This window comes from Ralstonia sp. 22111, from assembly GCF_052045895.1.
GTDB lineage: Bacteria > Pseudomonadota > Gammaproteobacteria > Burkholderiales > Burkholderiaceae > Ralstonia > Ralstonia wenshanensis.
This window is the reverse complement of record NZ_JBQEPR010000002.1, coordinates 28367-41813: the sequence shown is the minus strand read 5'-3', so window position 1 is coordinate 41813 and position 13447 is coordinate 28367. Positions and strand designations below refer to the sequence as shown.

The following is a 13447-nucleotide window of genomic DNA, read 5'->3' as shown; positions in this document are numbered from 1 at the left end:
GCAGTCTTGGTCAGGATGGAAAGGCAGAGCGCCGGCACACCGTGCAGCGGCGCGTTTGGAGATCAGCGGAGGAAAGGCGCCATGCGGCGCAGCGTGCCGTCACGATCGACGACGTGGTGCTTGAGCGCAGCCAGAATGTGCAGCACGACGATGGCCGCCATGCTCCAGTTCAGCCATTCGTGCGCCATGCTGAAGATGTCCTTCAGCGCATCGCTCTTGTCGAATGGCATCGGCAGTTCCCACAGGCCGAGATAGACGACCTTGACGCCGGCTGCGACGCTCAGCAGATAACCGGTCAACGGCACAGCAAGAATCAGCAGATACAGCCCGACGTGTGCGGCTTCCGCGGCAGCGTGCTGCCACTTCGGCATGCCCGGCACGGGCCCTGGGGCGGGGTGCGTCAGGCGCCACAGCACACGGAGCACCGCAAAGATCAGCACAGTGATGCCGATCCACTTGTGATACGAGAACAGCTTCAGCTTGGTGGGCGTAAAGCCTGGGATATCGGTCATGTACAGACCGAGCCCAAAGGCCGCGAAGATCAGCAGAGCGACGATCCAGTGCATCGCAATCGCGGGTTTGGCATAGGCGCCGTGGTCAGCGGCGCCGCGCATGGCGAGATTCGAGTGGGCGGCTTGTGACATCGGTTCCCTCGGTATTTTGGAGCGCTCAGTAGGCGGCGCCTGTGGGTATGACCACGACGCCAAACGATTGTGCATTATTTGCGCGATCCGACCGGCCAAGGCAGCCCTAAGTTCATCAAGAAATTCAAATTTTTTGATTGACTAGGCACATCAATGCGAGCGGCTGGGTAAAAGGTTCTTCGGAAGCCACCAAGCAAAACGGCCCGCCCCCGGATTCGAGAGCGGGCCGTTCTTCACACGGCACCACCAAATTTTTGAAACAATCAGGCGATACGGCGTGCCAGTTCTTCCGCCTTGCCGATGTAGCTACCGGGGGTCATGTCGAGCAGCAGCTTGCGGGCGTCTTCGGGAATCGCCAGCGTGCCGATGAACTCACGCAGCGCCTCGCGCGAAATGCCCTTGCCGCGCGTCAGTTCCTTGAGCTGCTCGTACGGATTGGCGATGCCGTAGCGGCGCATCACGGTCTGCACCGGCTCGGCCAGCACTTCCCAGCAGGCGTCCAGGTCTTCGGCCAAGCGGGCCGGGTTGGTTTCCAGCTTGCCCAAACCGCGCAGGCACGCGTCGTAGGCCAGCAGGCTATAGCCGAATGCCACGCCGATGTTGCGCAGCACGGTCGAATCGGTCAGGTCACGCTGCCAACGCGACACGGGGAGCTTTTCCGACAGATGACGCAGCACCGCGTTGGCCAGGCCGACGTTGCCTTCAGAATTTTCGAAGTCGATCGGGTTGACCTTGTGCGGCATGGTCGACGAGCCGATCTCGCCGGCCTTGGTCTTCTGCTTGAAGTAGCCCTGCGAGATGTAGCCCCAGACGTCGCGGTCCAGATCCAGGATGATCGTGTTGGCGCGCGCCACGGCGTCGAACAGCTCGGCCATGTAGTCGTGCGGTTCGATCTGGATCGTGTACGGGTTGAACGTCAGGCCCAGACGGGTCTCGATCACGTTCTTCGAGAAGGCTTCCCAGTCGAGCGACGGATACGCCGACAGATGCGCGTTGTAGTTGCCCACGGCGCCGTTCATCTTGCCCAGCAGCTCCACGGCTTCGATGCGGCGGATGGCGCGGTCCAGGCGGGCGGCCACGTTGGCCATTTCCTTGCCCAGCGTGGTCGGGCTGGCCGGCTGGCCATGCGTGCGCGAGAGCATCGGCACATCGGCGTTGGCGTGGGCAAGTTCCACCAGGCGCGCCTGCACACGGCGCAGCGTCGGCACGATCACGGTGTCGCGCGCGCCCTTGAGCATCATCCCGTGCGAGGTGTTGTTGATGTCTTCCGACGTGCAGGCGAAGTGGATGAACTCGCTGGCGGCTTCGAGCTCGGCGTTGCCGCGCGCGCGCTCCTTCATCCAGTATTCGACGGCCTTCACGTCATGGTTGGTGACGGCTTCGATCTCTTTGATGCGGGCGGCGTCTGCCTCGGCAAAGTTTTCGACCAGGGCCAACAGGGCGCCCTCGGCGGCCGCCGAGAAACGCGGGATCTCGGCCAGGCCGGCCTGCGACAGGGCGATCAACCAGTGCACCTCCACCTTCACGCGATTGCGCATGAAAGCGGCTTCCGACAGCCACTCGCGCAGCGGATCGGCCTTGGCAGCGTAGCGGCCATCGATAGGAGACAGAGCGGTCAGGGCAGAAAGCGACGACATGGCAGGCGGGAAAAAATGTGAAGGGAATCTCAATCCGGACAACCCGGACGCGGCGTTGCGCGTTGAACCAAGGTGCATATGCGCACCCAAGCGAGCCCACGATTTTACCACCCGGCACCTGTCTTTCACGGCCAATCCGGCCTAAGGCAAGCCTCCGTTTGGTTGAGTTGGGTTCAGGCGCCGCGCAGCGCACTCGGGAAAGTGCGCAGCTATACTTCGGCCTCCAACATGACATGCCTATGAAACTGATCGGATCGCACGCCAGCCCGTACACCCGCAAGGTGCGCGTCGTCCTGGCTGAAAAGAAAATCGACTACCAGTTCGTGCTGGAAGACGTGTGGAGCGCAAGTACGCAGATCCACCAGTTCAACCCGCTGGGCAAGGTGCCCTGCCTGGTGATGGACGACGGCGGCGCTCTCTTCGACTCGCGCGTGATTGCGGAATACGCCGATACGCTGTCGCCGGTGGCGCGCCTCATTCCGCCCTCCAGCCGCGAACGCGTGGAAGTGCGCTGCTGGGAGGCGCTGGCCGACGGCCTGCTCGACGCCGCGCTCATGCTGCGCATCGAACATACGCAGCGCACGCCGGAACAGCGCAGCGAAACGTGGCTCGCGCGCCAGACCCACAAGATCGATCAGGCACTGCAAGCCATGTCGCAAGGCCTGGCCGACAAGACCTGGTGCAACGGCAATCACCTGACGCTGGCCGACATCGCCGTCGGCTGCGCGCTTGCCTACCTGGATTTCCGCCAACCGCAGATCGACTGGCGCGAACGTCACGCCAACCTGGCGACGTTCTACGCGCGCATTGAAAAGCGGCCGAGTTTCATGGAAACCCAGCCGCAGTAACAACAGAAACTCCCGGGCCTTACACGGCCACCGGATCAAACCGCTCGGCCTGGGCCAACGGCCAGTAGCGTTCGTACAGCTGAAAGCGATACCGCCCGGCGAGCAGGTCGCCGGGTTCCAGATACTTCAGCAGCGCGGAAAGCAACTGCACCTCGTTGCCCGACACGCGCCGCACGATGTGGTGCGCGCGGAAATCCGCCGGATGCTGCAGGCCGGCTGCCTGCGTCAATTCCAGCAGCGCGTGCAACGTGTGCGCGTGATATTGATGCACGCGCTCGGCCTTGTCCGGCACCACCAGCGCCTTCTGACGAGAAGCGTCTTGTGTCGCTACGCCGGTCGGGCAGCGGTCGGTGTGGCACTTCTGCGCCTGGATGCAACCGAGCGCAAACATGAAGCCGCGCGCAGCGTTGCACCAGTCGGCACCCATCGCCAGCGTGCGGGCCACGTCGAACGCCGTGACGATCTTGCCCGACGCGCCAATCTTGATCTTGTCGCGCAGGTTGGTGCCGACCAGCGTGTTGTGCACCAGCAGCAGCCCTTCCTGCAGCGGCGTGCCGACGTGGTCCGTAAATTCGAGCGGTGCCGCGCCCGTGCCGCCCTCCGCGCCGTCAACGACGATGAAGTCCGGCAAGATGCCCGACTCGAGCATCGCTTTGACGATGCCGAAGAACTCCCACGGATGCCCGATGCAGAGCTTGAAGCCAGTGGGCTTGCCGCCGGATAGCGTGCGCAGCCGGTCCACAAACTGCAGCAGACCCAGCGGCGTGCTGAACTCCGAATGCGCGGCGGGCGAAATGCAGTCCTTGCCGATCTGAATGCCGCGCGTGGCCGCAATCTCGGGCGTCACCTTGGCGGCAGGCAAGACGCCACCGTGGCCCGGCTTGGCGCCCTGCGACAGCTTCACCTCGATCATCTTCACCTGCGGGCTGCGCGCCTGTTCGGCAAAGCGGTCCGGATCAAACCGGCCATTGGCGTCACGGCAGCCGAAGTAGCCGGAGGCGACTTCCCAGATCAGGTCGCCGCCTTCTTCACGGTGGTATGGCGAGATCGATCCCTCGCCGGTGTCATGGATGAAGTTGCCGAGCCTCGCGCCACGGTTGAGCGCGCGAATGGCATTGCCCGATAGCGCCCCAAAGCTCATCGCCGAGATGTTGAACACCGACATCGAATACGGCTTGGCGCGGCCCTCGCCCACCATCACGCGAAAGTCTGACGAGGCAATGCGCGTGGGCGCCAGCGAGTGGCCGATCCATTCGTGCCCCGCCACCTTCACATCGACTTCGGTACCAAACGGACGGCTATCGACTTCGCCCTTGGCGCGCTGATACACGATGCTGCGCTGGGCGCGCGAGAACGGTTTTTCGTCGGTGTCGTCTTCAACGAAATACTGGCGAATTTCCGGACGAATGAACTCGAACAGGAAGCGGAAATGGCCCCAGAGCGGGTAATTGCGCAACACCGAGTGGCGCGTCTGCGTGATGTCGTGCACGCCCAAGATGACGAACATGCCCGGAATGACCGCGCACACCCAATGCAGGCGCCCTGCTACCGCAAACCCCGCGGTGACGGCAAACAACAGCACAACGCCCGCGAAGGCCCAGTAGCGACGTGGCAGCATGACCAACCCTGTGTGAGACAAATCAGGGCGCAAGCTTAAACGAGTGCTGCAACAGCCGCAGCCAGCACAACGCAGTGTTGCAAAAACCGATCAGGCGACCGCTTTTTCCACGACAGCCGGTTCAGCCGCCGAAATAATGCCGCCGCCCAGGCAGACTTCACCGTCATACAGCACGGCGGATTGACCCGGCGTAACCGCCCACTGCGCCTCGGGGAAGGTCAGCGTGAGCGCGCCATCGGCGGCGCGTTCGACCGTGCAAGGTGCATCCGCCTGGCGGTAACGCGTCTTGGCGCCAAGATGGGTGCCTTCGGCGGGCGCGTGGCCGGCCACCCAGCTCAGATCATCGGCGTGCACGGTGTGCGCGAGCAGCCACGGGTGGTCATGACCCTGCACCACGTACAACGTGTTGGCCGCCATGTCCTTGCGCGCCACGTACCAGGCGTCGCCGTTACCGTCGCGGCTGCCGCCGATGCCGATGCCCTTGCGCTGTCCCAATGTGTAGAACGCCAGGCCGATGTGCTCGCCGATGGTCTTGCCGTCCGGCGTCTTGATCGGACCGGGCTTGGTCGGCAGGTAGCGGTTGAGAAAATCGCGGAACGGCCGCTCACCAATAAAGCAGATGCCGGTGGAATCCTTCTTCTTGGCGTTGGGCAGGCCAATCTCGGCGGCAATCTCACGCACCTTCGTCTTCGGCATCTCGCCCAGCGGGAAGAGCGTGCGCGAGAGCTGTGCCTGGTTCAGCCGGTGCAGGAAATAGCTCTGGTCTTTCGTGTGGTCGAACGCCTTGAGGAGTTCGAAGCGGCCGTCAACCTCGCGCACGCGGGCGTAGTGCCCGGTCGCGATCGTGTCGGCGCCAAGGGCCATCGCGTGATCTAGGAAGGCCTTGAACTTGATCTCGGCGTTGCACAGCACGTCGGGATTGGGCGTGCGGCCGGCCGAATATTCGCGCAGGAAGTCCGCAAATACGCGGTCCTTGTACTCGGCGGCAAAGTTGACAGCTTCCACGTCGACGCCGATCAGGTCGGCCACCGAGACCACGTCGATCCAGTCCTGTCGGGTCGAGCAGTACTCGCTGTCGTCATCGTCTTCCCAGTTCTTCATGAACAGGCCGACAACGTCGTAGCCCTGCTGTTTGAGCAGCCACGCCGTGACGGACGAATCCACCCCGCCGGACATCCCGACGACGATGCGCTTCTTGCTCATGGCTGCCCTCCCAGCCCGTACACACTGGCGTGCGTATGGATGACGTCGAGCGGATAGCGCTTGCCGGCCAGGTAGTCTTCCACGCAGGCGAGCAGCAGCGGGCTGCGATGACGCTCGCGGCTGGCGCGGATTTCATCCGGCGTCATCCACACGGTGCGGACGATGCCTTCGTCCAGCGTGCGGCGCGGGTCTTGGGGGCCAAGCTCGCCGGTAAAGGCCATCCGCACATAAGTGATCGGATCCCCCTGCGGCGGTTGGAACTGCGCCATGTAGCAGCCCAGGAGGGCGGTCGGCACAAAGCTGTACGCGGTTTCTTCCATCGCCTCGCGCGCGACGGCGTCGACCAAGCTTTCGTCCGGGTCGAGATGGCCGGCAGGCTGGTTCAGACGCAAGCCGACATCGGTGTGCTCCTCAACCAGCAGAAAACGCCCATCTTGTTCGATGACGGCGGCAACGGTAACACTGGGTTTCCAGCGGACAGCTTGGTTCATGGCAAAAAGGCAACAAAAACAAGGCGTTATTGTAGCTGGAGGCTGCTCTCCCCGCTCGCCAGTGGCGTTGGGACAGGCACATACCGCCTGCCGGGCAGTTGTGAACAATTGAGCACACGTTTGCGCAGGATCGACCCGCATTCCATGTCGGTTTGGATATTCGACATGGCATTCGATGACCGTCCGTGCGCCAAAAAGTTCGGGTAAGCTGCACGTCGATCTTGATCCAGCGCGCCTTCGTTCACTTCGCGCGCATCCTAAACATAATCAGCGAGGAGAGAACACGATGCACATCGGCATCCCGCAGGAGACGCGGGCGGACGAGACGCGCGTTGCCGCGACCCCGGAAACGGTGAAAAAGTACGTGGCGCTTGGCCATCAGGTGACGGTGCAATCGGGTGCCGGCGTGGCCGCCGCCCAGCCCGACGACGCATATGTCGCAGCCGGCGCCAAGATCGGCACCGCAGCCGAAGCGCTCGGCGCGCAGATCGTGTTGAAGGTGCGCTCGCCGGAAGCCACCGAACTGGCGCAGATGCAGGCGGGCGCGGTGCTCATCGGCATGCTCAACCCGTTCGATGACGAGAACACGGCCCGCCTCGCTGCTGCCAACGTCACCGCGTTCGCGCTGGAAGCCGCGCCGCGCACCACGCGCGCGCAGAGCATGGACGTGCTCTCCTCCCAGGCCAACATCGCCGGCTACAAGGCCGTGATGGTGGCGGCCAACCATTACCAGCGCTTCATGCCGATGCTGATGACCGCCGCCGGCACCGTAAAAGCCGCGCGCGTGCTGATCCTCGGCGCCGGGGTGGCCGGCCTGCAGGCCATCGCCACCGCCAAGCGCCTGGGTGCCGTCATTGAGGCGTCCGATGTGCGCCCGGCTGTGAAAGAGCAGATCGAATCGCTGGGCGCCAAGTTTCTCGACGTGCCGTTCCTGACGGACGAAGAGCGAGAGATCGCCCAGGGCGTCGGCGGCTATGCCCGTCCGATGCCGCCCGACTGGATGCGCCGCCAGGCTGAACTCGTGCACACGCGCGCAACCCAGGCCGACATCGTCATCACCACGGCGCTGATCCCGGGCCGCCGCGCGCCAACGCTGCTGTCCGAAGCCACCGTGCAGGCGATGAAGCCGGGCTCGGTCGTCGTCGATCTGGCGGCGGCGCAAGGCGGCAACTGCCCGCTGACCGAAGCCGACCGCGTGGTCGTCAAGCACGGCGTCACGCTGGTGGGCTATACCAACCTCCCGTCGATGGTGGCGGCCGATGCCTCTGCCCTCTACGCCCGCAACGTGCTCGATTTCCTCAAGCTGATCATCGACAAGGATGGCGGCCTGAACATCAACCGCGAAGACGACATCGTGGCCGCCTGCCTGCTCAGTCAGGCCGGCCAGGTGGTGCGCGCTCCCGCAGCCACGAGCGCCGCCAAATAAGAACGGAGACGGCGGCCTGCCGGACGTCACAGCCCGGCGCGGTCGCCAGTGGCGATTTCATTTCTGTTTCAAGGAAAGCTTCATGCAACGCAACATGCTTCGCGCCAAGCTGCACCGCGCGACGGTCACCCAGGCCGATCTCGACTACGAAGGCTCCTGCGGCATCGACGAGGACCTCCTCGATGCCGCCGACATGCGCGAATACGAAAAGATCGAGCTGTACAACGTCAACAACGGCGAGCGCTTCTCGACCTACATCATCAAGGGCAAACGCGGCTCGGGCGAAATCTCGCTCAACGGTGCCGCTGCACGCCGCGCCCACGTGGGTGATCTGCTGATTATCTGCACGTACGCGCCGATGAACGAAGAAGAAGTCGCCAGCTACAAGCCCAAAGTCGTGCTACTGGGCGAGGGCAACAAGATCAAGGCCATCAAGGAAACCTGACGCGCCAGGCGGCCCGTGTCTGCATGACAGGGCCGCTTCACACATCGACCAAGAAGCGAGGAGGAGCACTCATGGAGCTGGTCAATCACACGGTGATCAATCTGATCATCTTCGTGCTGGCGATCTACGTCGGCTACCACGTGGTCTGGACGGTCACGCCGGCGCTGCATACGCCGCTGATGGCCGTGACGAATGCCATTTCGGCCATCATCATCGTCGGCGCCATGCTGGCAGCCGGCCTGACGCAGACGGGTCTGGGTCGCACGATGGGCGTGGTGGCGGTGGCATTGGCAGCGGTCAACGTGTTTGGCGGCTTCCTCGTCACCCAGCGCATGCTTGAGATGTTCAAGAAGAAAGAGCCGAAGGCCAAGGGCGGCCAGACTGAGGGAGCCAAGCAATGAGCATGAACCTCGTCACCCTGCTGTATCTGCTGGCGTCGGTGTGCTTCATCCAGGCGCTCAAGGGGCTTTCGCATCCGACCACGGCGCGGCGCGGCAACGCGTTCGGCATGACGGGCATGGCGATCGCCGCTGTCACGACCATCGCGCTTATCTACAAGCTCAAGGCCGAGATGTTTGCCGGCACCGAGAGCGGCACGTCCACCGGTTTCATCCTGATCTTCGCGGGCCTGGTGGTTGGCGGCGGGATCGGCGCCTATGTGGCACGCACGGTCGAAATGACCAAGATGCCCGAGCTGGTGGCGGCCATGCACTCGCTGATCGGTCTGGCGGCGGTGTGCATTGCCGTGGCCGCCGTGGCCGAGCCGTCGGCGTTCGGCATCACGATGGCTGGTGACAACGTGCTGCCGCTGGGCAACCGCGTGGAACTGTTCATTGGCACGTTCGTCGGCGCCATCACGTTCTCGGGCTCGGTGATCGCGTTCGGCAAGCTGTCGGGCAAGTACAAGTTCCGCCTGTTCCAGGGCGCGCCGGTGCAGTTTGCCGGCCAGCACATGCTGAACCTGCTGCTGGCGGTGGCCATGCTCGGCTTCGGCATCCTGTTCTTCCTGAGCCAAAGCTGGCTGCCGTTCATCATCATGACGGCCATCGCCTTTGTGCTGGGCGTGCTGATCATCATCCCGATCGGCGGCGCCGACATGCCGGTCGTGGTGTCGATGCTGAACTCGTACTCGGGCTGGGCAGCGGCCGGCATCGGCTTCTCGCTCAACAACCCGATGCTGATCATCGCTGGCTCGCTGGTGGGCTCGTCCGGTGCAATTCTGTCTTACATCATGTGCAAGGCGATGAACCGGTCGTTCTTCAACGTGATCCTGGGCGGCTTCGGTTCTGAAGCATCCGCCGGGGCAGCAGCGGGTGGCGGCGGGCAGCAGCGCCCGGTCAAATCGGGTTCGCCGGATGATGCTGCGTTCCTCATGGGCAACGCCGAGACCGTCATCATCGTCCCCGGCTACGGTCTGGCCGTGGCACGCGCACAGCACGCCCTGAAGGAGCTGACCGAAAAGCTGTCGGACAAGGGCGTGACGGTCAAATACGCGATCCACCCGGTCGCAGGCCGCATGCCGGGCCATATGAATGTGCTGCTGGCCGAAGCCGAAGTGCCGTACGACCAGGTCTTCGAGATGGAAGACATCAACGGTGAGTTCGGCCAGGCCGACGTGGTGCTCGTGCTGGGCGCCAACGACGTGGTCAACCCGGCCGCCAAGAACGATCCGAAGTCGCCCATTGCCGGCATGCCGATCCTGGAAGCCTACAAGGCCAAGACGATCATCGTGAACAAGCGCTCGATGAACGCCGGCTACGCCGGGCTCGACAACGAGCTGTTCTACATGGACAAGACGATGATGGTGTTTGGCGATGCCAAAAAGGTCGTCGAAGACATGGTGAAATCTGTCGAGTAAAGCGGTGCACTGACGGCCGTCAACGGGTCGTCAGGTCAGACGGGTTCCGCTTGCTCCCGGCGGCGGCAGACAGTAACGTAGTGAAAACGGGCAGCGCCGGCCACACCGGCCTTGCGCTGCACCCTGCCCTCTTCCGATTCCTCCCGACGTATGCAACAGGACAGCGCCCTGCCGGTCTATTTCCACCCTACCCTGACGGTGGTGGTCGACGACAGCCAATCGTTCGTGGAAAGCCTCGGGTTCCAGATGGACCCATCGCGTGCGCTGCTGGCCTTCAATGATCCGGAAGAGGCGCTGGCGTGGTTGCGCCAGTGGCACTCGCTTCGCATGCCGGGCTTCCTGCCGGTGCGCGTCACGCACGATGATCTGACCTTCTCAACCGAGCGCCGCACCATCCAACTCGACGTTGATCGCGTCTACCGTCAGATTCACGAGGTCAACCGCTTCCTTCAGCCGTCCGTCATCGTGGTGGATTACTCCATGCCGCGCATGAATGGGCTGGAGTTCTGCGCCAAGCTCAAAGATCTGCCGTGCATGACGATCCTGCTCACCGGCATGGCCGACGAGAACATCGCCGTGCAGGGTTTCAACGACGGCCTGATCGACCGCTACATCAAGAAAGACAATCCGGCGATGGCGGAGCGGCTCAGTGCGGAAATCGAAGCACTGCAGGTGCGCTACTTCAGCAACCTGTCGAGCACATTGCGCGATCTGCTGTCGCGCCACTCGTTCAGCTTTCTCTCGGACCCGGCGATCACACGGCTCGTGCGCGAGCTGTCCTCGCGCTACCGCTTCATCGAGTACTACCTGTATCCGCACCCCGCCGGCGTGCTGCTGCTCACGGCCGATGGGCGCGCTACGCTCATGGTCATCGAGACCAACGCGAGCATGCTCACGCACCTGGAAAACGCCGAGGCGTACAACGCGCCCGATGCGCTGCTCAAGGGCCTGCACGACAAGCAGATCGTCCCGTTCTTCTGGCCCGGCGACGGCATGTACACCCCGGCCTGTGTGGAGTGGGAACAATATTGCTTGCCCGCGGAGGTATGCCAGGGGCGCGAGCCGTACTACTACGCGCTGTTCGACATGCCCAGCCACCTGCTGCCGGCACAGGTCTACAGTTACACCCAGTTCCTCACCAACTACAAACAAGATCCGGACGCGCTCACCGGCCGCAAATCACGCTGAGGTGGTGTTTCCGCTTTGCTCTGCACTGCGGGTTTCCGCATTGTGTGGGTCACATTGGGCAAGTACAATCGATTGCGTTATCCGGTAGCCATGACGTCAGAGCATGGCCCGGCTGAATCGCCCTGATGCATGCGTGGCATAGCTGCGGCATCATGGCGAACGAGGGTACCGGCATGCAACATTCGATACGGCGCCCCGAGTTCATTACTGTGCGGGATTCTCCTTGAGAGACAATTTGGGATGCAGCAGCGGGCCGCGCGTTCAAGCAGCGCGCGTTGCGGATGTCAGGGGAGTGCATCGTTCCAATCTGGTCATGGTTCACGGTTGCACGATTCCCGTTGCCACGCTGTTGATCGGCGTGCAGTAGAGGTGCCCCGGTAGCAGTACTGAAGGCGCCGGCTGCAGTCGATCATCTTCCCCGATTTTCTCGGAGCGGGTTTGGGCGAGAGACGCCCGGGCTGGCGCGTATTGCGCACGGCCAGCGGACGGCTTCAAGCACGCTTTCACGACTGATGCGGCGGCATGCCCGGCAGTGTCGGCGGGGCGCGTCGTGTTCGCGGTGCCCGGATTCGCAGTTCGACTCCGAGTGCGCGGTTGTTGGAGTGAGCGTCCCGCTTGGCAGACGTTTTCCCTGAAGTCTCCGGCAAATTCGCACCGTGTACTCACCCAACCAAATCGATCCCGCGGTCAGCTTCCGTAACTCACAGGGTCAGCAGGTCCGCGGCACCATCATCACGCTGCAGCGGCGTGCCCTGGTGATGGAGATCTACAACCCCTACTCGATCGTGCAGGTGAGCGAGGTGCTGTCCGAACTCGCGATCAAGATGGGGACGCGGCAAGCCTATCTTGGCAAGGCGGTGGTAATCAGCCTGGTGAACACGGGTCTGACCGCCGTCGTCTCGCTCACGCTGATCGACGAATGGCGCGAGCTGTCGGAAGTGGCCGACACGCCTGCCTCGGTGGGCGAAGAAGCGCGAACGTTCGTGCAGGAATGGCAGGAACGGTTCCGCATCCACCGCGACTACCAGATCGTCGTCAACGAGATGCGAGCCTTCCTGGCCGAAGTGTCGCGCTGGGTGGAACAGGTGGATCTGTCGAAGACATTGCCGCGCGAGGACAACAAGCTGCGCATGGATGTCTTTCAAGAGCTGGCCGAGCCGATCATGCTCAAGCTCAAGGGCTACATGGACGGGCTGGAGTCGGAGGCGGGCAAGGTCGAGGCGGAGCTTGCGCCGGCGCACCGCACGTTCGCGCAAGCCGCGCTGCATCCGCTGCTGTTGCGCGCGCCGTTCATCTATCGCACGTACACCAAGCCGCTGGGTTATGCGGGCGATTACGAGATGGTCAACCAGATCCTCTCAGACCCGCGCGAAGGGCCCAACACGTACTTCCAGATCGTCAACGCCGCCTTCCTGCGCACGGATGTGGCGGAGGCGCACCGCAACCGCATCGACATTCTCGTGCAGTATCTGAGCGATCTGGCCGCCCAAGCCAAGGCGGCGGGCCGAACGTTCAAGGTGCTCAACGTGGGCTGTGGGCCGGCGGTGGAAATTCAGCGCTTCATTCAGCAGCATCCGGAACCAACGTTGCTGTCATTCGAACTGGTGGACTTCAGCGAAGAAACGCTCGACTACACCCGCGAGCAGATGCGCCGTGCGATGGACCGTGCGCGCAAGACCGTCACCGTCGATTTCGTGCATGAATCGGTGCATCAACTGCTCAAGCGCCGCATCACGGCCGACAGCCCGCAAGCCGGCGATTGCGATGCGGTGTATTGCGCCGGCCTGTTCGACTACCTCTCGAACAAGGTCTGCCAGCGGCTGCTTGCCTACTTTGCTTCGCGCACGCGCCGCGGCGGTGCCATCCTCGCGACCAACGTTCACGGCAACAACCCGATGCGGTTCGTGATGGAACACGTGCTGGAGTGGTACCTCGTCTATCGCGATGAACCGCTGATGGCCGAGCTGCTGCCCGAAGGCTCGCACGATGTACGTGTCTATACCGACGTGACCGGCGTCAACGTATTCGCCCAGGCCAGCGTGGCCGGGCTTGCCACATCCGCCGCTTAATCCGCTGCCCAGGAACACGC

12 protein-coding genes are annotated in these 13447 nt (G+C 63.2%); 7 read left to right on the top strand and 5 right to left on the bottom strand.

Features of this window, described 5'->3' with window-relative positions; genetic code table 11:
* Window positions 1-62: 62 nt before the first annotated feature.
* Together ACTJK4_RS06435 and purB are read right to left on the bottom strand one after the other, a co-directional pair.
* The gene (locus ACTJK4_RS06435) at window positions 63-644 is read right to left on the bottom strand and encodes a cytochrome b (protein ID WP_232040977.1); all 582 of its coding nucleotides are present in this window, start codon (window positions 642-644) and stop codon (window positions 63-65) included.
* Between the two features lie 263 nt (window positions 645-907).
* Entirely contained in the window at window positions 908-2281 is a 1374-nt protein-coding gene (gene purB, locus ACTJK4_RS06430) for an adenylosuccinate lyase (RefSeq protein ID WP_322017592.1), read from the bottom strand.
* A 239-nt stretch (window positions 2282-2520) separates the two neighbouring features.
* Here purB and ACTJK4_RS06425 point away from each other — a divergent pair, with 239 nt between their 5' ends.
* Window positions 2521-3129, top strand: coding sequence for a glutathione S-transferase (locus ACTJK4_RS06425; protein WP_232040979.1), 609 nt, complete (start codon window positions 2521-2523; stop codon window positions 3127-3129).
* A gap of 19 nt (window positions 3130-3148) precedes the next feature.
* Here the strand turns inward: ACTJK4_RS06425 and ACTJK4_RS06420 are convergent, their stop codons facing one another.
* The 3 genes from ACTJK4_RS06420 to ACTJK4_RS06410 all read right to left on the bottom strand — a co-directional run bounded on the left by ACTJK4_RS06420 (window position 3149) and on the right by ACTJK4_RS06410 (window position 6441).
* On the bottom strand, window positions 3149-4747 hold the full coding sequence (locus ACTJK4_RS06420) for an FMN-binding glutamate synthase family protein (RefSeq protein WP_440816934.1): 1599 nt from the start codon (window positions 4745-4747) through the stop codon (window positions 3149-3151).
* Window positions 4748-4837: 90 nt separating this feature from the next.
* A complete protein-coding gene (gene mnmA / locus ACTJK4_RS06415) occupies window positions 4838-5950 on the bottom strand; it encodes a tRNA 2-thiouridine(34) synthase MnmA (RefSeq protein ID WP_440816932.1) in 1113 nt (370 codons plus the stop codon).
* Entirely contained in the window at window positions 5947-6441 is a 495-nt protein-coding gene (locus ACTJK4_RS06410; RefSeq protein ID WP_232040982.1) for an NUDIX hydrolase, read from the bottom strand. Before ACTJK4_RS06410 ends, mnmA begins: the two co-directional genes overlap by 4 nt.
* A gap of 286 nt (window positions 6442-6727) precedes the next feature.
* Here ACTJK4_RS06410 and ACTJK4_RS06405 point away from each other — a divergent pair, with 286 nt between their 5' ends.
* From ACTJK4_RS06405 to phcB, 6 genes are all read left to right on the top strand, one after another.
* Entirely contained in the window at window positions 6728-7867 is a 1140-nt protein-coding gene (locus ACTJK4_RS06405) for a Re/Si-specific NAD(P)(+) transhydrogenase subunit alpha (RefSeq protein WP_440816927.1), read from the top strand.
* A gap of 82 nt (window positions 7868-7949) precedes the next feature.
* A complete protein-coding gene (panD, locus tag ACTJK4_RS06400; RefSeq protein ID WP_009241493.1) occupies window positions 7950-8312 on the top strand; it encodes an aspartate 1-decarboxylase in 363 nt (120 codons plus the stop codon).
* Window positions 8313-8383: 71 nt separating this feature from the next.
* On the top strand, window positions 8384-8713 hold the full coding sequence (locus ACTJK4_RS06395) for an NAD(P) transhydrogenase subunit alpha (RefSeq protein ID WP_440816924.1): 330 nt from the start codon (window positions 8384-8386) through the stop codon (window positions 8711-8713).
* Window positions 8710-10170, top strand: a complete 1461-nt coding sequence (locus ACTJK4_RS06390) for an NAD(P)(+) transhydrogenase (Re/Si-specific) subunit beta (RefSeq protein ID WP_260802150.1) — start codon at window positions 8710-8712, stop codon at window positions 10168-10170. Before ACTJK4_RS06395 ends, ACTJK4_RS06390 begins: the two co-directional genes overlap by 4 nt.
* Before the next feature lie 150 nt (window positions 10171-10320).
* Entirely contained in the window at window positions 10321-11358 is a 1038-nt protein-coding gene (locus ACTJK4_RS06385; RefSeq protein WP_260802151.1) for a response regulator, read from the top strand.
* A 656-nt stretch (window positions 11359-12014) separates the two neighbouring features.
* Complete coding sequence (gene phcB, locus ACTJK4_RS06380) at window positions 12015-13427, top strand: class I SAM-dependent methyltransferase PhcB (RefSeq protein WP_260802152.1); 1413 nt, start codon at window positions 12015-12017, stop codon at window positions 13425-13427.
* Window positions 13428-13447 lie beyond the last annotated feature (20 nt).

Excerpts from the sequence above, each read along its gene's own strand:
- ACTJK4_RS06435 (WP_232040977.1), bottom strand. The coding sequence starts at position 644 with ATGTCACAAGCCGCCCACTCGAATCTCGCCATGCGCGGCGCCGCTGAC.
- purB (WP_322017592.1), bottom strand. The coding sequence starts at position 2,281 with ATGTCGTCGCTTTCTGCCCTGACCGCTCTGTCTCCTATCGATGGCCGC.
- ACTJK4_RS06425 (WP_232040979.1), top strand. The coding sequence starts at position 2,521 with ATGAAACTGATCGGATCGCACGCCAGCCCGTACACCCGCAAGGTGCGC.
- ACTJK4_RS06420 (WP_440816934.1), bottom strand. The coding sequence starts at position 4,747 with ATGCTGCCACGTCGCTACTGGGCCTTCGCGGGCGTTGTGCTGTTGTTT.
- mnmA (WP_440816932.1), bottom strand. The coding sequence starts at position 5,950 with ATGAGCAAGAAGCGCATCGTCGTCGGGATGTCCGGCGGGGTGGATTCG.
- ACTJK4_RS06410 (WP_232040982.1), bottom strand. The coding sequence starts at position 6,441 with ATGAACCAAGCTGTCCGCTGGAAACCCAGTGTTACCGTTGCCGCCGTC.
- ACTJK4_RS06405 (WP_440816927.1), top strand. The coding sequence starts at position 6,728 with ATGCACATCGGCATCCCGCAGGAGACGCGGGCGGACGAGACGCGCGTT.
- panD (WP_009241493.1), top strand. The coding sequence starts at position 7,950 with ATGCAACGCAACATGCTTCGCGCCAAGCTGCACCGCGCGACGGTCACC.
- ACTJK4_RS06395 (WP_440816924.1), top strand. The coding sequence starts at position 8,384 with ATGGAGCTGGTCAATCACACGGTGATCAATCTGATCATCTTCGTGCTG.
- ACTJK4_RS06390 (WP_260802150.1), top strand. The coding sequence starts at position 8,710 with ATGAGCATGAACCTCGTCACCCTGCTGTATCTGCTGGCGTCGGTGTGC.
- ACTJK4_RS06385 (WP_260802151.1), top strand. The coding sequence starts at position 10,321 with ATGCAACAGGACAGCGCCCTGCCGGTCTATTTCCACCCTACCCTGACG.